Annotated in this window: 17 protein-coding genes; 12 read left to right on the top strand and 5 right to left on the bottom strand. The window is 60.1% G+C overall.

Going from position 1 to position 18997, the window contains the following annotated elements:
* The first annotated feature begins 70 nt into the window (after positions 1–70).
* The 8 genes from ISP18_RS06390 to rapA all read left to right on the top strand — a co-directional run bounded on the left by ISP18_RS06390 (position 71) and on the right by rapA (position 10841).
* Entirely contained in the window at positions 71–757 is a 687-nt protein-coding gene (locus ISP18_RS06390; RefSeq protein ID WP_380010947.1) for a Fe2+-dependent dioxygenase, read from the top strand.
* A gap of 241 nt (positions 758–998) precedes the next feature.
* On the top strand, positions 999–1637 hold the full coding sequence (locus ISP18_RS06385; RefSeq protein WP_380008251.1) for a GspH/FimT family pseudopilin: 639 nt from the start codon (positions 999–1001) through the stop codon (positions 1635–1637).
* A complete protein-coding gene (gene pilV, locus ISP18_RS06380; protein WP_380008248.1) occupies positions 1628–2185 on the top strand; it encodes a type IV pilus modification protein PilV in 558 nt (185 codons plus the stop codon). The genes ISP18_RS06385 and pilV overlap by 10 nt, the downstream gene beginning before the upstream one ends.
* Positions 2186–2196: 11 nt before the next feature.
* A complete protein-coding gene (locus ISP18_RS06375) occupies positions 2197–2964 on the top strand; it encodes a PilW family protein (protein ID WP_380008244.1) in 768 nt (255 codons plus the stop codon).
* A gap of 20 nt (positions 2965–2984) precedes the next feature.
* A complete protein-coding gene (locus ISP18_RS06370; protein ID WP_380008241.1) occupies positions 2985–3572 on the top strand; it encodes a pilus assembly PilX family protein in 588 nt (195 codons plus the stop codon).
* Positions 3573–7292, top strand: a complete 3720-nt coding sequence (locus ISP18_RS06365; protein ID WP_380008238.1) for a PilC/PilY family type IV pilus protein — start codon at positions 3573–3575, stop codon at positions 7290–7292.
* A gap of 50 nt (positions 7293–7342) precedes the next feature.
* The gene (locus ISP18_RS06360; RefSeq protein WP_380008235.1) at positions 7343–7837 is read left to right on the top strand and encodes a type IV pilin protein; all 495 of its coding nucleotides are present in this window, start codon (positions 7343–7345) and stop codon (positions 7835–7837) included.
* Between the two features lie 163 nt (positions 7838–8000).
* Positions 8001–10841, top strand: a complete 2841-nt coding sequence (rapA, locus tag ISP18_RS06355) for an RNA polymerase-associated protein RapA (RefSeq protein WP_380008232.1) — start codon at positions 8001–8003, stop codon at positions 10839–10841.
* A gap of 74 nt (positions 10842–10915) precedes the next feature.
* On the opposite strand, the gene ISP18_RS06350 is transcribed toward rapA, so the two are convergent.
* The 5 genes from ISP18_RS06350 to ISP18_RS06330 all read right to left on the bottom strand — a co-directional run bounded on the left by ISP18_RS06350 (position 10916) and on the right by ISP18_RS06330 (position 16481).
* Entirely contained in the window at positions 10916–12283 is a 1368-nt protein-coding gene (locus ISP18_RS06350; RefSeq protein ID WP_380008229.1) for an amino acid permease, read from the bottom strand.
* A 27-nt stretch (positions 12284–12310) separates the two neighbouring features.
* The gene (locus ISP18_RS06345) at positions 12311–12964 is read right to left on the bottom strand and encodes a rhomboid family intramembrane serine protease (RefSeq protein ID WP_380008226.1); all 654 of its coding nucleotides are present in this window, start codon (positions 12962–12964) and stop codon (positions 12311–12313) included.
* Positions 12965–13382: 418 nt separating this feature from the next.
* Positions 13383–14102: a C40 family peptidase gene (locus ISP18_RS06340; protein WP_380008223.1), complete on the bottom strand. Its 720-nt coding sequence runs from the start codon at positions 14100–14102 to the stop codon at positions 13383–13385.
* Between the two features lie 256 nt (positions 14103–14358).
* Entirely contained in the window at positions 14359–15063 is a 705-nt protein-coding gene (locus ISP18_RS06335; RefSeq protein ID WP_380008219.1) for a YggS family pyridoxal phosphate-dependent enzyme, read from the bottom strand.
* Positions 15063–16481, bottom strand: a complete 1419-nt coding sequence (locus tag ISP18_RS06330) for a M20 family metallopeptidase (protein ID WP_380008216.1) — start codon at positions 16479–16481, stop codon at positions 15063–15065. The genes ISP18_RS06335 and ISP18_RS06330 overlap by 1 nt, the downstream gene beginning before the upstream one ends.
* A 323-nt stretch (positions 16482–16804) precedes the next feature.
* Here ISP18_RS06330 and ISP18_RS06325 point away from each other — a divergent pair, with 323 nt between their 5' ends.
* From ISP18_RS06325 to ISP18_RS06310, 4 genes are all read left to right on the top strand, one after another.
* Positions 16805–17158 carry a ComEA family DNA-binding protein gene (locus ISP18_RS06325; RefSeq protein ID WP_380008213.1) on the top strand — a complete coding sequence of 118 codons (354 nt, stop codon included), beginning with the start codon at positions 16805–16807 and terminating at the stop codon, positions 17156–17158.
* A gap of 105 nt (positions 17159–17263) precedes the next feature.
* Positions 17264–17743, top strand: a complete 480-nt coding sequence (locus ISP18_RS06320; RefSeq protein ID WP_380008210.1) for an SET domain-containing protein-lysine N-methyltransferase — start codon at positions 17264–17266, stop codon at positions 17741–17743.
* Positions 17740–18282, top strand: coding sequence for a GNAT family N-acetyltransferase (locus ISP18_RS06315; protein ID WP_380008207.1), 543 nt, complete (start codon positions 17740–17742; stop codon positions 18280–18282). The genes ISP18_RS06320 and ISP18_RS06315 overlap by 4 nt, the downstream gene beginning before the upstream one ends.
* Positions 18279–18857, top strand: a complete 579-nt coding sequence (locus tag ISP18_RS06310; protein WP_380008205.1) for a HutD/Ves family protein — start codon at positions 18279–18281, stop codon at positions 18855–18857. Before ISP18_RS06315 ends, ISP18_RS06310 begins: the two co-directional genes overlap by 4 nt.
* Positions 18858–18997 lie beyond the last annotated feature (140 nt).

Raw genomic sequence — 18997 nt, 5'->3', positions numbered from 1 at the left:
CCCCTCCGGGGAGAGGGTTGGGGTGAGGGGTCACACTCGCCACAACCAACACATTGCGAACACGCTCACCATGCTGGTCCACATCCCCGCCCTACTCACTACCGACCAACTCACCCACTTCCGCCAGCGCCTCGACGCGGCTGACGCCCCCTGGGTAGACGGCCGCGTCACCGCAGGCCACCAGGGCATCCACGTCAAACAAAACCAGCAAATCGCCGAAGCCTCTCCACTAGGCATCGAACTCGGCAACATCGTAGTCGCGGCGTTAGAACGAAACCCACTGTTCATCAGCGCGGCATTACCCAACCGCATCTATCCGCCCATGTTCAACCGCTACCAAGGCGGCATGCACTTCGGCAACCACGTCGACGGCTCCATCCGCCTGCTCCCCGGCACCGCCGACAAAATCCGCACCGACCTCTCCGCGACGCTATTCCTCACCCCACCCAGCAGCTATGACGGCGGCGAACTGCTGATCGAAGATAACTACGGCACCCAGACCGTAAAGCTCCCTGCCGGCGATATGCTCCTCTACCCCGCCAGCAGCCTGCATCGCGTCAATCCCGTCACGCGCGGTACGCGGTTAGCATGTTTCTTCTGGGTGCAGAGCATGGTGCGTGATGATGGTCAACGCACCATGTTGTTTGATCTGGACAATGCCATCCAGCAGCTTACTGCCACAAATGCGGACGAGACCTCGCGAATACGGCTTACGGGCTGCTACCACAACCTCTTGCGGATGTGGTCGGAGATCTAACCTCTCGTTATCAGCGACAAGGCCAGTTCGCTCAATTGTTGATGGCGGTCAACATCTCACCGACGAGCGGCGAATTTCTGCCGACGGGCGGTAATGTGAATCAGAATTCCCCTACAAGATAATGCACCTATCTGCCAGCAGATAAATGCAGGCAAATTTGCTTCGGCTGTGATGGGCAAGGGGTAACCGGAGTCTCCGGTTAACGCATTCAAATCGGATTCGGGCGCCAAACGGGGGAAGCATGGGCATGCTGCGTGCGCAACGCATGGCAACAGGCGGCTTTAGTGTGATCGAGTTGCTGGTTGTACTGGCCATCGCGGCGATCATCATGGCTTACGCCATCCCCGCGTACAAAAACATGATCATCCAATACCGGATGTCCGGGGAGATCAACGACCTGCAGACCGATATCGAAATAGCGCGCTCTTCGGCGATCCGCTCGGGCACCAACGTCACCATCTGTCCTTCGCCGACTCCTGCAGCCTCCGTACCCACGTGCGGCGCCTCCACCAATAGCCAGTGGAATACCGGCTGGATCATCTTTACCGACACTTCCACGACCGTCGATCAACAGTCCTATCAGCCTCAAAATGGCGATACCTTGCTGCGCATTCACAATGCGCTCCAGAGCACCGACACCGTCACGTCCTCATCCACGGATGCGGGCGTCACGGTTTCCTCGCTCACTTTCAATCGCATGGGCGGCACGGGCAGCCTTGGCAGTACACCGGCCTCACCGCCGACGGGTTGGCTGGTTCTCAACGACGCCACTAACGACGCCGGCATGATCCGCTGTCTGTCCATCGGCGTGTCCGGAACCATGGCCGCTTATACGCCACAGAGCACTGCTACGAACGGAGGAGGGGCACAATGCCCGTGAATCATCAATCATCGGTTCGAAACGGCGGTTACAGCCTTCTGGAAGTGCTCGTTGCGCTGGTCATCATTTCCATTGGCCTGATCGGCATCGCAGCCTTGCAAGCCAGCGCGCTGGCCGGCACGCACACATCGCAAACCGAATCGATTGCGGCGATCGAAGCACGCAGCTTGGCCGACTCCATGCTTGCGAACCCTGCGTTTTGGGATGGAGGCGCGGCGCCCACCTCGTCGGTCACCATAACGCCCAGCGGGTCCGGCTACAGCATCACCGGAAGCAGTGCTCTTGCGGCGACCACGAACTGCGCCGGAGGCAGCAATTGCTCGGCATCGGACATGGCAGCGTACGACATAAGTAAGTGGACGCCCGAATATTTCCAGCAGATTCCCACCGCCGTCGACGCCGTCATCAATTGCAATACCAATGTCCCTCCTGTTTGCACCATCCAGCTCGACTGGAAGGAAAAAGCTACCACCGCCATTAACAAGGGAACGCAGAGCAACCCGGCGTCCTCCACAACGGTGAGCTACACGCTGGTCAACCAATTTTGAGCACCATGACCATGACACGTGCCCATCAACGCGGCTTAAGCCTGATCTCATTGTTGATCGCGATGACCATTGGCGTGTTTCTGCTTGCGGGCCTGTTTAACGTCTGGCTGCAAACACGCAACACATTCAACGCGCAAAACTCCCTCGCGCAATTGCAGGACGCCGAGCGAATGGCCGTAACAACGATGGCCAGCATTGTGCAAAGTGGTGGCTTTTATCCGCTGGGAGACAACTATTCGACAAACCCGGCGCCGCCCAGTCCGCTGTTCACCCCCACCAATGTGTTCACAGCTTCCGGTAACTTCGCCGCGGGACAATACATATGGGGTTCCAAGGGAACATCGGGATCGGCGAGTAACCCGAGCGACACCATCTATGTTCGCTTCATGTCCGATGGAAGTGCACTGGACTGTCTTGGACAGTCTCAATCCGATCGGGCACTGGTCACCAATACCTATACGATCGATGCCAGCGGCAATCTGAAATGCGGCGTCACCAGCGTGTTGAACGGCGCCACCACCACCACGCCATCGCAGACCGTCGTTTCGGGTATCTCTTCGATGACCACCACGTACGGCGTTGACCCGGGCGGCACAGGCTCGGCAACGCAATACATGAATGCGTCCGCGGTGACGAGCAACGCCTACTGGTCCTACGTCAGGTCCGTAAAGATACAACTGATATTCACCAATCCGCTGGCCTCGCAGACGGGTCAGCCCGCAACCGTGAATCCTATTACGCGAATCGTTGCAGTCACGCAAACGACCAATTCGATCTAACGCTCATTTTCCGACGGCCTATGAATATCACGACAAAACCAAGGCATCGCAAAGACGGCGGCTTTGTACTGATCGCAAGCCTGATAATGCTGATCGTACTGACGTTCATAGCCGCCAGCCTTTATCACAACTTTACGGTGCAACAGAACATGTCGGCCAACACCAAGGAAAAAGGCCGCGCTTTCCAGATGGCGCAGAGCACCTTGCAGTTTGCCGAATATGAGTTGCTGAGCAACGGGCTCAATGCAGCGCTCGCCACCTGCATCAGCGCACCGGCCGCGGGTGTATTCGAGATATGCCCAACCAATACGTCAGGAAATCCCGTTGGGCCAACCTCCGGGTCCCCAATGACGATCTCCAATGCGATGACGTACAACGCGACCACCGCCGATAGCAATATCCAGTTTTCCACGACCGGTGGCGCCGGCCTCTACTACGCGCAACCGATGTATTACATCCGGTATCTGGGCTACGACCCGAGATCCAGTTGCAAGGCGAAGATTTTCGAAGTCACCGCTTTGGCTTACGGCGGCACGTCCGGCACGACTGCGGTCGTGCGCAGCGATTACGAACTGACACCCACTGTCTGCAATCTGGGGAATCCCTAAATGAAAGCGATCCGATTCGTTATCGCAGGCATCGTACTTGGGCAGGTGTTTGGCAACTGCGCAAGCGCGCAAACGACCAATGTCGTGCAGGACACCTTCACGGGTACTTCGGCCAACCTCACCTGGTCTCCTTTCAACGGCGCTTGCCTCACCGCGGGCAATGGATCGGGCTCGATCCCGGCGTGTAGCGGACTTGCCTATTACAGTACCCAAACCCAGACCGGCCTGACCAACAATGCGGACACTGCAGGTTCCGGTGCGCTTCGCCTGACCAACGGCTGCGCAAACGGCACGTGTAACTATCATCAGAATGGCGCCATCATCTCCACCACGCCGTTTCCCTCTGGCCAAGGCATCCAGGTTACTTTCACCACCTACACATACGGTGGCGATAACTCCGGCGGCCATGGTGCGGACGGTATAGGCTTTTATCTGCTCAATGGTGCCGACGCGGCAAACGTGAGCGCGGCCGCCAACAACCCCAATAACACCGGTGGCACCAATGCATGGACGCTCGGCGCATGGGGCGGCAGCTTGGGTTACAGCTGCTCGAACAGCAACTCGCCTTACGACGGCATGACCGACGCCTATCTTGGCCTGGGCATGGACGAATTCGGCAACTACCTTAACGCTGGTGACAATACCTATTCAGGCGCCTTGAACGCGAGCAATGCATCAGGCAGCACCGGCGTTACAACGGGTTCCGTGTCCGGTCTGACAGGGGGGGGCGGGCCTGAATATCAACCGGGCCGTATCGGCCTTCGCGGTTACGGCAACATCAATCTGATCGCGCTAAAAGCTGTCAATTCGAGCGCAACGTCCAACGACGTACTGAATACCTGCCAAAACGGCGGCACTTATACGTACAACACTGGGCAATATACGACCACGACGACGTGGAACTATAGTTATACAGATCACAACGGAAATACCCAAACCTATTCCGGCACGCTGTATCAAAATACCAGAAGCGGCTATGTTGCTGCTGGCTCCACAACATCGTCTTCCGATGGATACACTGGCAATGACAATTCACCGTACGGGTTTGTCGGTACCAAATATAGAAGCGTTGCCATAAGCTCAAACACACAGCAGGTCCCCGTCACGGCAACGACTACGTTTCCGGACTATGCCGCCATTCCCAAAGGCTATGTCAACCTGCCGTCCAGTACACCGCTTGCCAATGAAAGTGCCACCACACGTTCGGCTGCCACGCCGGTAACCTATAAATTGACCGTGACGCAGGATGGCATGTTGAGCTTGGCGTATAGCTGGAACGGTGGCACTTACCAGCCTGTGATTACCAATCAGAGCATCCAACAGTCGAACGGCACGATGCCGTCCAGCTTTCTGTTCGGCTTCGGCGGCTCCACCGGTGGCAGTGACAACGTGCACGAGATCACCTGCTTCCAGGCCATACCGGCATCGCTGTCCTCAAGCTCAGCGGGCATCAACGTGCAGCAGTCGTCTCAGGTGGGAACGGGTACGCAGGTCTATCTGGCGTATTACCACACCACCAACTGGTGGGGACAGCTCGAAGCCATCAATCTCGTGGCCAATACCAACGGCACCATTTCGTTCGGCACGGTCAACTGGGATGCATCGTGTGTGCTGACGGGCGGCGCTTGCACGGCCACCAATGGAACCAATACCGCACAGGGCCCCGGTTCCCGCAACCTGGTGACGTGGAGCGGCACGGCAGGCATCCCTTTCACCTGGGGCCGCCTGACCACGACTGAGCAAGGCTGGCTCAACGACGATAGTCAAGGGTCGAATCGCGCTTCCTACCTGCAGGGCGACCGCAGCAACGAGGTCAACAGCCAGGGCGTAGGTCTCTTCCGCGCCCGCACCAGCGTGCTGGGTGACATCGTCGACTCCAGCCCTGTGTGGGTGGGTCCGCCTTCCACGGATTATCCCGATACGTGGCAGGACCTCACCAACACCTCCGATCCGCTCAACGAAAACAAGAGTAGCCCGCAAACCTATTCGCAGTTTGTCACAGCCGAAGCAACCCGCACCAACGCGGTCTATGAAGGGGCAAACGATGGTTTCCTACATGTGTTCCGAGCAGGTGCGTACGACAGCAACGGCAACTATGTAAGCACCAACAACGATGGCCAAGAGCTGATGGGCTACATGCCCCAGGCCGTTTTGCAAACCATCCATTCGGCCACAGCGTCGCTGGACTACTCCTCCACTCAGTACTCGCATAACTATTTCGTTGACGCTACGCCCGGAACCGGTGATCTGTTCTACGGCGGCAAATGGCATACCTGGCTGGTCAGCGGCATTGGTGCGGGTGGCAATGACATTTTCGCCCTCGACATTACGGCGCCCTCCACAACCATGGGCTCGGGCAATGTGATCGGCGAATGGTCAAACTCCTCCAACAGTCCGCTGACTTGTTATAGCGATACGTCAACCAGCCTGTGCAGAACGCACCTGGGCCAGACGTTCGGTACACCGCAGATTCGCCGCCTGCACAATGGCGAATGGGGCGTCATCTTCGGCAATGGCCTCAGTAGCTCTGCAGGTGATGCCGGCATTTACGTCATGACCATCTCGAACTCCGGCACCATCGACCAGACGTATTACCTGGGCACCGGCGTGGGCAGCCCTTCCAACACGCAGGGCGCCAATGGCATTGCCTACGTTACACCCGTGGACGTGGATGGCGATCACATCACCGATTACGTATATGCGGGCGACTACTACGGCAACGTCTGGCGCTTCGACCTGACCAGCTCCACTCCTACGTCGTGGGGGATAACCACCTATCCCAACACCTCGAATGGGGCGCTTTTCAGCACGCCACAAACGTCATACAGCACGACAGTTGGCAGCAACACAGTCAATGCCACGACGTACCAGCCCATCACTACGCAGGTGGTGGCGGTCGCCGTGGCGCCGACGGCGGTGGGTCAGTTGTCGCGGGTATTGATTGAGTTCGGCACGGGCGCTGTGCAGGCTCAGACCATCACCTCGTCAGCTGTTTACTCCACTGGACCGCAGGCGCTCTACGGCATTTGGGATTGGAAGCTCGGTACTTCCGGTACCGCAGGCGCCAACTATGCCGGCTTGAGCGGGACTTCCGTGCCCAAGGCAAACACGCCGATCACGACCAGCACGTTGCAGCAACAAACCACGACCACTATCTCGTCCACGGACAGCGCCGGCAACACCACCTATTATCGAACAGCCACCACTAACACTGTCTGCTTTGTCGGCATAAGCTGCACCAACTCCAGCGGCCAGGCGGCAGCAGGCACGATGTACGGCTGGTACATGCAACTGCCCGGTTACCAGGGCGTCAACGGCGTGGGTGTGAGCGCAAGCGGTGTGCCGAATCAGACCGAGCAGGTCATCTACAACCCGAACGAGGCCGAAGGCGCGTTCGTGGTCAACACCACGATACCTTCGAACAACTCGCCGCTGACCTGTTCGGCACTCAACAATGGGGGCTTTACGATGGCGCTCAATCCCGCCACCGGCGGCGCGTTCTCTCAATCCTTCTTCCCCAATCCCAACGGCACGTTTGGCCTGATACAGGGTGCCGCGGTAGTGGGCATCTCACTCAGCGGTACGGGTACGGGTAGTTTCGTTCAGTACAATGGAAAGACCTTCTATGTCACGCAGGGCGAGCAGAAGGCGCAGATATCTCAGGCCAATCCGCCCAATGCGGCCAACGGCAATCGACTGACCTGGTTGCAATTGCACTGATCTGGGAACGATCACTTGCACACGCCATCAAGTTATCCAAAGGGGGATATGTGAAAAGCAAGAACTCGACGATTGCCATGCCGCAAACCGCCATTCGCCCAGCACAGCAGCTTCGGACGAATGGCTTCACGCTGATCGAGTTGATGATCGTCGTGGTCATACTCGCCATCCTCGCGGCCATTGCGATACCGATTTATCAGAAGTACGTGATGGAGTCGCGTCGAACCGCCGCCAAATCGGCGTTGTTCGACTTGGCCAGTCGCGAGGAAAAGTACTATTCGACCACCAACCAATATACGAACTCGTTGTCAACGCTCGGTTATAGCTCCGGGGGTGGTGGCAGTATTACCGTGCCCAATGGCGTGGCAGCCACTGACTATTACAAGATAACCGTGCAACTGACAGGCAACCCCACTGCCAGCACCAATTTCACGGCAACAGCTCAAGCAACAAACAGCCAGGCAAGTGACAGTTGCGGCAATTTCACCCTCACCGATCTGGGCGTACAGGGCAATTCTGGTTCGCAAACCACAGGTTGCTGGTAAGCATCGGCGCTTTGATCCGTCCTTTCTCAACGTTCTTGTAGATGCCTATTCGGTTTCTGCTCCTCTGACAAACACGAAAACACTCGTCTCAATCCGACCGTAGCCAGCCTGCGGGATTGCGCGGATAATCGACCCCCCTCGAAACCGCGCAATTGCAGGCCAAATGTTCACACCTGGTCAACGCTGGATCTCTACCGCCGAGCCTGAGCTCGGCCTCGGCACTGTGCTGCGCGTCGAGGGGCGTGGGGTGCAGGTGTTGTTTGCCAAGTCGGGGGTGTTGCGCCCTTATGCGGCCGATTCGGCGCCGCTGGTGCGGGCGGAGTTTCGGGCGGGGCAGCGGGTGGCGGGCAAGGGCCTCGCGTTTCTGGTGGAGCGAGTGGAGGAGCGCGAGGGGCTGCTGGTCTATCGCGGCGAAGGGCGCGAGTTGCACGAAGGGCAGTTGGATGACGAGCAGAGCGTCAGCCAGGCGGATGACCGGCTGATTGGCGGGCGTACCGACCCGGTCCAGCATTTCGAACTGCGCCTGGAAAGCCTGGAGCGACGGGCCTCAGCGCGGCGATCGGCGAGCTGGGGCCTAGGTTCCGCGCGGATCGGGCTGGTGCCGCATCAGTTGCGCGTGGCAGGCATTGCTGCATCGCGCCGTCCGCCGCGCGTGTTGCTGGCCGACGAGGTGGGCCTGGGCAAGACGATCGAGGCGGGCATGATCATCGCGCGCCAGATCGCGACCGGTCGCACCAACCGCGTGCTCGTGCTGCTGCCCGATACCTTGGTCTACCAATGGTTCGTGGAGCTGCTGCGCCGCTTCAACCTGAGCTTTGCGATCTACGACGAGGAGCGCTGCGAAGCGCTGGAGCAATCCGGCAGCGACGCCAATCCGTTCGAAGACGAACAACTGGTCATCGCCGACTTCGGCTTCCTTGAGCACAGCCCCAAGCGCGCGCAGCAATTGCTCGATGCAGGCTGGGATCTGCTGGTGGTGGACGAAGCCCATCATCTGGCCTGGACGCCAGAAAGCGCCAGCCCGCGCTATACCCTGGTGGAGCAGCTTGCCGCTGCCACGCGCGGCGTAATCCTGCTTACGGCCACGCCGGAGCAGCTCGGCCGCAGCGGCCACTTCGCGCGACTACGCCTGCTCGATCCGCAGCGCTATCACAATCTCGATGCTTATCTGGCCGAATCCGAACGCTTCCAATCGCTTTCACGGATTGCCGACAAACTGCTGGCACGCACGCCGCTCGAAGCCGCCGAGCTGGAACAACTGCACAAGGCCTTTGAAGGCGACGCAACGCTGCAAGCCCGCCTGGCCGACGCTACCAAGCCGGAACACAGTCGCGAACTGCTCGCAGCCTTAATCGATCGCCATGGCACCGGCCGCTCCATGTTCCGTAACCGCCGCGCCAGCATCGGCGGTTTTCCCAAACGCATGCCCGAGTGGGAACTGATCGACGCCGAACGTGTGGATGACCGCATGCGCCAGTCGCTGCTGGCGGAATTCCATGCGGATATCCAGCAGCCGGTGCCAGTGCTCGAATTAAATTACGCCAACGATCCGCGCGTGGACACGCTGGTCGCGCTGCTCGATCGCCATCCGCAGGACAAGTTTCTGCTGATCTGTCGCAGCCAGGCCAAAGTGCTGGCGTTAGAGGAAGCGCTGCGCACGCGCACCGGCGCTGGTATTGCGCGTTTCCACGAAGGTCTTGGCATCGTACAACGCGATCGCAACGCGGCGTATTTCGCGCAGCCGGATGGCGCGCGTCTGCTGATTTGCTCGGAAATCGGTTCGGAAGGCCGCAACTTCCAGTTCGCGCATCGTCTGGTGTTGTGGGATCTGCCGCTCGATCCGGATTTGCTCGAACAACGTATCGGACGCCTCGATCGCATTGGGCAGAAGCACGACATCAACATTCACATCATCGCCGCCGCCGACAGCGCGCAACACGTCATGGCACGCTGGTACGACGAAGGCATCGATGCCTTCCGCACCAGCCCTGCTGATGGCCGCGAACTCTTGCGTCGTTTCGGCAATACCTTGGCCAAGCTTGCCGAGGAACACGCGCGTGGCGACGATCAGCGCGATCAAGAACTGGATGTGCTGCTTGCCGAAACGCGCGCGGCGCACGAGCAGATGGCTGAGCTGATCCGAGCCGGCCGCGATCACTTGCTGGAGCTTGCTGCAAGCCGCGATCTGCACGCCGACGAACTGGCGCAGGCATTCCGCCGTGAGGACGACGATCCTTCGCGCGATGCCTTCCAGCAACGCCTGCTGGAATCCTTCGGCATCCACGTAGAGGAACTCAGCAGCCACGTGCTGTTGCTCGATCCGCAATACCTGTCCACAGACGCCCTACCCGGCTTTGCCGAAGGCCCGGTATCCGTCACGTTCTCACGCGAGGTGGCACTCGCACGCGAGGAGCTTCCGCTGCTGCGCCTGGATCACCCGATGATCGCCAGCGCCGTCGACTTGGTGCTATCCAACGAACGCGGCAATGCTACCTTCATGGTGGACGACGCCTTGCCGCCGCGTAGTGCGCTGCTGCAGGCTGCCTACGTACTGGAATGCGTAGCCGAGCGCAGCCTGGATGCCGAGCGCTTCCTGCCGACGCAGCCGATCGTGGCAACCATCGATACCAAGCTCACGGAACGTGCGAACTTTCAGCCGAGCGACGCCGCTGTACGCCGAGCCGGCGAGCGCACCATCGAGGTGCCGCGTTATCGCAAGTTCCTCGCCAAACTGGTGCCGCCGATGTTGGAGAAAGCGGAGGCTGCCGCAAGTCTGCGTGCGCAGAGCAGCATTGCGGACGCGGTGAATGACGCGAGGGAAACACTGGATGCGGAACTGGCGCGATTGCATGCGTTGCGCGCGGTGAATCCGTCGATCAGCGAAGTGGAAATTGCAGGTGTCGAAAAGGAGCGTTCTGCCTTGCTCGAGGCGTTGCCACAGGCGCGCCTGCGACTGGATGCGGTGCGCTTTATAGTGAGCCCGGATTTTCTGGCGCTGCGCTGAATCTCAATAGCCGTCATTCCCTCGAAAGCGGGAATGACGGCCACGTGGCTACGAACGGCACAAATACCCTGCGGTCAAACCGCGTTCGCATCCGCTGCAGCAAGACTCATCCTGCGCCCAATACCAAACGCGTAATAAGCAACCGTCAGCAACGCCACCCACGCCGCGCCCACATACAAGGCCACGCGCGTATCGGGGTGATAGCCCAGCATCACCACCACGAACAGCAGGAACGCCAGGCAGATCACGCTAGTAAACGGCCAGCCGCGCAGCGGGAACGCTGTCTTGCCATACCGGCGGCGGAAGCTGAAGTGAGCGATCAACACCATCGACCACGTCCACACGGTGTTGAACGAGAGAATCGACATCATCATTTCGAAGATGCTCTTGGGCAGCAGGTAATTGAGCACCACGCCCACCATCAGGCATGCGAGTGACACCAGCACGCCGCGAACCGGCACACCATGCACACTCACCTTGGCCAGCGCGGCCGGCGCCTGCCCTTTGTTGGCCAGGCTGTAAAGCATGCGGCTGCCGCTGAACGTAGTGCTGTTGAAGCCCGACAGCGCCGCGGTGATCAGTACGAAATTGATGATGCCTGCCGCTTGCGCAATACCAAGCTTGTCGAACGTGGTCACGAACGGACTTCCCTGGGTACCGATCTGGTTCCACGGATAGATCGCCATGATCACGAACAATGCACCTACGTAGAAAATCAGAATACGCCATAGCACCGAATTGACGGCGCGCGGAATGGTGCGCTCCGGTTGCGAAGCCTCGCCCGCCGCCATGCCCACGGTCTCGATGCCGCCGAAGGCGAACACCACCACTGGCAGCGCCAGCACCATGCCCATCACTCCATGAGGGAACCAGCCGCCGTGACTCCACAGATTGGAAAGGCCCACCGGATGCCCACCGTTGCCCCAGCCCAGCAAAATCATGCCGGCGCCGCCCAGGATCATCAGCACCACGGTCACCACTTTGATCATGGTGAACCAGAATTCCATCTCGCCGTACACCTTCACGGCCATCAGGTTGAGTGTGCCGATCATCACCACACTGCCGAATACCCATATCCATTGCGGCAAATCGGGAAACCACTGCTTCATGTAGATGCCAACCCCGGTGCTTTCGGCCATGCCGACGCCTACCATCAACAGCCAGTAGTTCCAGCCGGTAACGTAGCCGGCGAACGGGCCGAGGTAGCGATGCGCATAGCTGCTGAAGGAACCTGCCACCGGATCATGCACGGCCATTTCGCCCAGCGCGCGCATGATGATGAAGATCATCAGGCCGCCAAACATGTAAGCGAACAGCACGGAAGGGCCGGCCATATTGATGGTGCTGGCAGAGCCGAGGAACAGGCCCGTGCCGATGGCCATGCCCAGCGCCATGAAGGTGATGTGACGCGGCATCAGCCGTCGCTGCAGGTGTTGCGTCATGGTTTTCCCGCCCTTATCGATTTTTGTTCAGCGCATCAAACGGCGCTTTGGTTTGATCGGCAACTTGCCGCGCCAGTACTCGATCATCAAAAAGCCGCCCAGCATACCGCCAAGATGGGCGAAGTGCGCAACGTCAGGCTGCCAGCCGAACACGCCCAGCACCAGTTCCACCGCGCCGTAACCGCTTACCAATAACCACGCGGGCATAGGTATCGGTATGAACATCAGCATCAGCTTCACGTGCGGGTAGAGCATGCCGAACGCCAGCAGCAAGCCGAAGATGGCGCCGGATGCGCCCAGTGTCGGTTCGAAACCATGCGTGAAGTACTTCACCACCATCAACTGCGTCAGCGCGGCCGTCAGCAAGCACACGAAGTAGTACAGCGTGAAATGGCGCGGGCCGAAGGTCTGCTCCAGGATTCCGCCGAACATGTACAACCCGAACATGTTCAAAAAAATGTGCCAATAACCGCCATGCATGAAGGCGTAGGTGACCAGCTGCCACGGCCGGAAGCCGATCGCGATCGCACTACCGTCTTGCGCCTGCGCCAGCTGATCCGGTCCCCATGGCCACAGTGCGAAGTGGGCAATCAGCGTGTCGCCCATTACCTGTTGCAGCAGAAACACCACGATGTTGGCGATCAGCAGGTTGCGGGTGACAGGAGGAAGGCGAGTCGGCATGAAAAGGGGTTAGGTAAGTAATCAGGGAAAGAAATATGAGTAATGCCTAATCTTGTCTTGCCGTCGTTCCGGCGAAGGTCGGCACCCAGTGTCTTTGATAGCTTTCAAGTCGCTGGATGGTTCGCTTCGCTCACCCCTTCGGGGCCGCCCTTCGGACGTTCTCCGCGCTTCGCGCTACGTCCAGCTTTCGCCGGGACGACGAATATTGGGTATTTCAGCCATTCGGCGAGCCGAGCAGAAATTTTTCACGGCCAGTAGTGGACGTCTCCCGTGGGTGACATGTACGTTGATCGAGATTCCGAGGAATAAGCCGGCTGCGACACGTTACAGGGAACCCTAGGAAAGGGTGTATACGCAGCGCGCAATAAAAAGAAAGGCCACCACTGGTGGCCTTTCACAATCGTCATTGCAAAACCAATCAGCCGTTATGCGTGTTCGAATCGATCTGAGCCATGGCGTCCGGACGGCGGGCGCCAGCGAAACGCTTGGACCAGTAGCTATCGGCGAGATTATCGACGCGCACGGATTCGCCGCGACGCGGCGAGTGGATGAAGCGGCCCTCGCCGATATAGATGGCGACGTGTGAAATGCCGCCCTTCCCGTGACGATTCGTCGCGGTGCGGAAGAACACCAGATCGCCGGGCTGCATGTCGTTGCGATGCACGATATGGCCGATCAGGTACTGCGAAGCCGAATTGCTCGGCAGTTGCAGCCCGATTGCGCGTTCGAACACATAGCGCACGAAACCGCTGCAGTCGAAGCCGGTGGAAGGATCGCGACCGCCGCGCACGTAGCGCACGTGACGCAACTGCATGGCCAGACCGATCAGCATATCCCGCAGATCCTGGCTGGTCTTGGCGTCGCTGAACTGGGCGCCATCCGCATTACCGGCGTCGTCATCAGCGGCGCTGCTGCTGCCCTTGGCGGGCGCCAGCGCGGCGATCGGAAGCTGGGTGGGAAGCGTGGACTGCGCCAGGGAAGGCGCGGGAGAGAAAGCGGCGAGCGGACTCAACAATGCGGAAGAGAATTTGCCGGAGACCTGGGCTTGGATGCTGCTGTCAGTGTCGGCGGCGTAGGCGGTGCCTGAAAAGCACAACGCCGTGGCAAGCGCGGCGAGTACAAGTCGCGTGTTTGGCATTCGGTGATCTCTGGCGGTAACCCTGCCCAGCCGTCGCCCCCTGCGGCGGCCGTGACGAAGTAGTGAAAGTAACAAAGCCATGCCGCCGACTTGTTCGGATGGGGTTAACTGAACCCTATCGTTTGGAAAATCGAATTCCCACCTCAATTCGCCGCAATTAATTGATCTACAGAGAGATTTCCAAGAAACCTACGTTTATTGGTAAGCAGGCGCGCAAAAATTTTTCGCCTGCTTTACACCCGCAATAGGTGAAACCTCACGCAACAGGGTTCGAACGGCTACCAAAAATGGCGGTTCCGATCCGAACTTCAGTCGCACCTTCGGCAATAGCTAGCGGGAAGTCGCCGCTCATTCCCATGGAAAGGCGGGGCAAACGATGGCCTTGTCCGGCGCAACCGTCGCGCAGTTCGCGCAGATGCCGGAAGCAGGCGCGCACTTCGTCCGTGTCATCCGATTGGGTGGCCAGCGTCATCAGCCCTTTCACGCGCAGCGTGGGATAGGCACGCAGGCGCTCCAGAAAGGCCGGCAGTTCCTCGCCGGGCAGACCATGCTTGGTCTCCTCGCGCGCGGTCTTCACCTGCACCAGCACGTCCAGGGTGCGGTTTTCGGCCTCAAGGCGCCGATGCAGCGCCTCGGCCAGTTCCAGCCGGTCCAGCGACTGCACTTCGCTGGCCACGCGCGCCACGTCCTTGGCCTTGTTGGTCTGCAAATGGCCGATCACTACCCAGTCGATCGTCTCGCCGGCCAGCGCCGCTGCTTTCTCGCGGATCTCCTGCACCTTGTTCTCGCCGAAGCGGTGCAGACCTAGCACCAATGCGGCCCGGACCACTTCCGGGCCGAAGGTCTTGCTGACCGGCAGCACGTTGACCTCAGCCGGATCGCGACCCGCCGCGCGACAGGCCTCGTCCACCCGCCGACGCACCGCGGTCCAGTTGGCGGCCAGTTGCGCGGCGTCGATCATTACTTGCCCTGCTGAAAATGACGCGCCACCACGTCGGCCACCACCATCGACACTTTCTTGCCAGTGGGAATGTGCAGGAACTCGTTCGGGCCGTGCGCGTTGGAGTGCGGCCCCAGCACGCCGGTGATCAGAAACTGCGCTTGCGGAAACTTGGCGCCCAACATGCCCATGAAGGGAATGGAGCCGCCTTCGCCCATGTACGCAGCCGGCGCGCCGAAGTAATGCTGTGAGGCGTCGGCCACCGCCTGCTCCAGCCACGGCGAAAGCTGCGGCGCGTTCCAGCCGCTGCCATCCTTCTCCAGCTTGAAGGTGACCTTGGCGCCGTAGGGCGGATCCTTCTCCAGCAATTGCTTCACTAATTCGCCGGCCTTGGCGCCGTCCAACGTCGGTGGCACGCGCAAGCTGAGCTTCACGCTGGTCTTCGGGCGCAACACGTTGCCGGCGCTTTCCAGCGGCGGCAGCCCATCGGCGCCGGTCACTGCCAGTTGTGGACGCCAGGTGCGGTTGAGCACCAGCTCGGTGAGATCTTCGGTGACCGGATGCATGCCATCCACGAACGGGAATTTCTCGTACACCGCCTTGCCGAGCACGCCGGCCGCGGCCTTGGCCTGCTCGATGCGCTGCTGCGGAATGTCCGCATACAACTCTTTCGGCTTGATATGGCCCGTTGCCGGATCTTCCAGACGCGAAAGCAGGTCGCGCAAGATGCGGAAGCTGGACGGCACGACGCCGGAGGCATCGCCCGAATGCACGCCTTCTTCCAGCACCTGCACGGTCAGCTCACCGCCGGTCATGCCGCGCAGTGAAGTGGTGAGCCACAACTGGTCGTAGTTGCCGCAGCCCGAATCCAGGCACACCACCAGCGAAGGATTGCCGATGCGCGGCGCGAGGTGATCTACGTAATGCGGCAGGTCGTAGCTGCCCGATTCCTCGCAGGCTTCGATAAGGATCACGCAGCGCGCGTGCGGAATGCCCTGCTCCTGCAGCGCCAGCAGCGCGGCAAGCGAGCCGAAGATAGCGTAGCCATCATCCGCGCCGCCGCGGCCATAAAGCTTGTCGCCCTTCAGCACCGGCGTCCACGGGCCCAGCCCTTCCGACCAGCCGGTCATTTCCGGCTGCTTGTCGAGATGTCCGTACAGCACCACCGTGTCGTCGCCCTGGCCCGGCACTTCGATGTAGATCAGCGGCGTGCGCCCTTGCAGCCGCACCACTTCGAGCGTGGCGCCGGGCAACAGCGGCAGCTTGCTGCGCGCCCAGGTTTCCATCAGCTTCACGGCGGCATCCATGTGACCGTGCGTCGCCCAATCCTTGTCGAACATCGGCGATTTGTTGGGAATGCGGATGTATTCCACCAATTGCGGGACGATTTCGGCATCCCACAGATCGCTGATGTAGCGAGTGACGCGCGCGGTATCCATTACGGACTCCATCTGAAGAAAGTGAAAGCTCGAGTTTAACAGCGTGCGCTATCGCACTCTTGCTGCAGGGGAACATGTAGCTCTGAACTTTGAAAAAGTAGCGCTGCATGCTTCTCCTCCCCCTGCAAACAGGGGGAGCGCTTCAACACAAACGTGGTGATATCTACGCTCACAACCTTAGTTGCGCCTGACTGACACCAACATTGGTGCAAATCAACCTTCCGTACACGCACTCCACCGACTGTGCTGCTGCACCGACGGCGGCGCAAAGTGACATGGCGGCGAGGACACGCCGCTCACATTCACCCAGGGAGAAACCCTTCATGCTGAAGAAACTCATCGCCGTGGCCGGCCTGACGCTGGCACTTGCACTACCCGCTTTTGCTGCCACGCCGGTCAACATCAACACGGCGGACGCCGAAACCATTGCCAAGTCGCTGGACGGCATCGGCCTCGCCAAGGCCAAGGCCATCGTCGCCTTCCGTGACGAGCACGGCCCGTTCAAGAGCGCGAACGACCTCACCCAGGTCAAGGGCATCGGCGCGGCCACGCTCGAGCGCAACCATGACGCCATCCTGCTCAGCGGCGAAGGCGCCAAGGCCGAAGCGGACGCAGCGGCCAAGCCCAAGCACGCCAAGAAGTCCAAGCCGGCCAAGGAAGAGGCCGCTGAAGACTGACCCGAACCCGTTGCCCGATACGGTCCCGCGCGGACCGTATCGTCGCGCACCGCTTGCGCTACACTCCGCGGCGCTGAAATCACATCCACCATCGCAACCGCCAACATGATTCTTCCGCGCTACCGTATCGATGCCTCCGCCATCAGTGGCGCTGGCAAGGGGTTGTTCCTGGAAGAAGATGTCGACGCGGGGCGCATCATCACCGCACCCGACGCTATCGAGCGCACGTACCCGTTGGACGAACTGCGCGCCAAACCCGAGCAAATGTACGCCAGCGCCCGCTGGTTCGAAGACCGCTACACGCTGTCGCCGGAATGGCCTGACGAGTGCTACATCAACCACAGCTTCGACCCGACCGGCCTGTGGCACCTCGGCTTCGTCTTCGCGCTGCGCGACCTGCCGGCCGGCACCGAGATCACCGTGGATTACCGGCACATTCTGCCCCCCGGCCAGGCCGAGGACTTTATCGATACCGCCACCGGTGAGAAAATCATCGGTCTGCCCTGGGACGAGAGCCTGATGACCACCACCCGCGCCCTGGCCAGAGTGTTGGATAGCGCAAGCCTAGCGACTGATCGGCAATGATCGACATTCCCACCATCCAAACGGATCGTCTTCGCCTGACGGCGCTGACCGAACGCCACTTCAACGACTACGCCGCCATGCTGGCCGACGCGGAAAGCACGCGCTGGATCGGTGACGGCCTGCCGCTCGACCGCACCAACGCCTGGCGCTCGCTGGCCATGCTGATCGGCCACTGGCAGCTGCGCGGCTATGGCATGTGGGCGTTGGAACTGAAAGCCACCGGCGAATTCATCGGCCGCGCCGGCTTGTTGCATCCGGAAGGCTGGCCGGACGTGGAAATGGGCTGGATGCTCAAGCCCGATCATCGCCACCACGGCTACGCCACCGAAGCGGGCATCGCCATCCTGGACTACGCCTGGAATCAGCTAAACCTGCAGCGCGTGATCAGCCTGGTGCGCGTGGGCAATGAAGCCTCCGACCGCGTGGCCGAACGCCTTGGCGGCGAACATATCGAAGACATCGATTTCTTCGGCAGCGACAATCACGTATTCGCCTATTACCCGCCGCATCGCAACTTCCGTCGCCACGCCTTCGCATGAGCCGATTGCGCCTAGTGCCCAACGATGCTCTGCGTACGCAGGCATGGGCCAACGGCGCTGGCACCACGACTGTCATCGCCAGTGGGCCGGATGCGGATTGGCAATGGCGATTGAGCATCGCCGACATCACCAAGGCGTGCGACTTTTCCCCTCTTCCCGATACACGCCGACAATTCGTTGCGCTGGATGCAACCGTGCAACTGCGTTTCAGCGATAAGCACGAGCGTTCACTACTGCGTTTGCAGGTCACTCACTTTGACGGTGCCGACGCACCGCACGCCACGCTGCCGGAAGGGGCAACCCGCGCATTCAATCTGATGCTGCGCAGCGATGCGCAAGGCGAGCTGATTGCACGACCATTGAATGGCAGCATGTGGCTGCCGGCACGCGAATCATGGTGCTGGTTCGTGCATATGCTCGGCGGTCGCGCGGACGTCCACGCCGATGGTGAACATGTCGAACTCGCTGCTGGCGCGAATCTGTGGATCAAAGCGCAGCCTGGAGAGCGGGTGTGCATTGAAGGTGGTGGGGAGTTGGTGTTGGTGAACTTATTGGCTTCTCTGCCAAGCGCATAGGCCTCCGCGACACCTCATTACTGCGCCGCTGCCGTTCCGGCGTAGGCCGGAATGACGATCGGGCAAGATCGAACACTACGAGTGCGTAGGTTGGAGTGAGGCGTAGCCGAACTCCAACATCGATATGCGCATGGCAACGT

The sequence above is a fragment of the Dyella humi genome, from assembly GCF_044904605.1.
GTDB classification, from domain to species: domain Bacteria; phylum Pseudomonadota; class Gammaproteobacteria; order Xanthomonadales; family Rhodanobacteraceae; genus Dyella_B; species Dyella_B humi.
Note: the sequence above shows the minus strand (reverse complement) of the source record. Positions and strands in the feature narration are given on the sequence as shown.

Bases quoted from the DNA above. Each gene is read 5' to 3' on its own strand.
- ISP18_RS06390 (WP_380010947.1), top strand. From the start codon at position 71: ATGCTGGTCCACATCCCCGCCCTACTCACTACCGACCAACTCACCCAC.
- ISP18_RS06385 (WP_380008251.1), top strand. From the start codon at position 999: ATGGGCATGCTGCGTGCGCAACGCATGGCAACAGGCGGCTTTAGTGTG.
- pilV (WP_380008248.1), top strand. From the start codon at position 1,628: ATGCCCGTGAATCATCAATCATCGGTTCGAAACGGCGGTTACAGCCTT.
- ISP18_RS06375 (WP_380008244.1), top strand. From the start codon at position 2,197: ATGACACGTGCCCATCAACGCGGCTTAAGCCTGATCTCATTGTTGATC.
- ISP18_RS06370 (WP_380008241.1), top strand. From the start codon at position 2,985: ATGAATATCACGACAAAACCAAGGCATCGCAAAGACGGCGGCTTTGTA.
- ISP18_RS06365 (WP_380008238.1), top strand. From the start codon at position 3,573: ATGAAAGCGATCCGATTCGTTATCGCAGGCATCGTACTTGGGCAGGTG.
- rapA (WP_380008232.1), top strand. From the start codon at position 8,001: ATGTTCACACCTGGTCAACGCTGGATCTCTACCGCCGAGCCTGAGCTC.
- ISP18_RS06350 (WP_380008229.1), bottom strand. From the start codon at position 12,283: ATGACGCAACACCTGCAGCGACGGCTGATGCCGCGTCACATCACCTTC.
- ISP18_RS06345 (WP_380008226.1), bottom strand. From the start codon at position 12,964: ATGCCGACTCGCCTTCCTCCTGTCACCCGCAACCTGCTGATCGCCAAC.
- ISP18_RS06340 (WP_380008223.1), bottom strand. From the start codon at position 14,102: ATGCCAAACACGCGACTTGTACTCGCCGCGCTTGCCACGGCGTTGTGC.
- ISP18_RS06335 (WP_380008219.1), bottom strand. From the start codon at position 15,063: ATGATCGACGCCGCGCAACTGGCCGCCAACTGGACCGCGGTGCGTCGG.
- ISP18_RS06330 (WP_380008216.1), bottom strand. From the start codon at position 16,481: ATGGATACCGCGCGCGTCACTCGCTACATCAGCGATCTGTGGGATGCC.
- ISP18_RS06325 (WP_380008213.1), top strand. From the start codon at position 16,805: ATGCTGAAGAAACTCATCGCCGTGGCCGGCCTGACGCTGGCACTTGCA.
- ISP18_RS06320 (WP_380008210.1), top strand. From the start codon at position 17,264: ATGATTCTTCCGCGCTACCGTATCGATGCCTCCGCCATCAGTGGCGCT.
- ISP18_RS06315 (WP_380008207.1), top strand. From the start codon at position 17,740: ATGATCGACATTCCCACCATCCAAACGGATCGTCTTCGCCTGACGGCG.
- ISP18_RS06310 (WP_380008205.1), top strand. From the start codon at position 18,279: ATGAGCCGATTGCGCCTAGTGCCCAACGATGCTCTGCGTACGCAGGCA.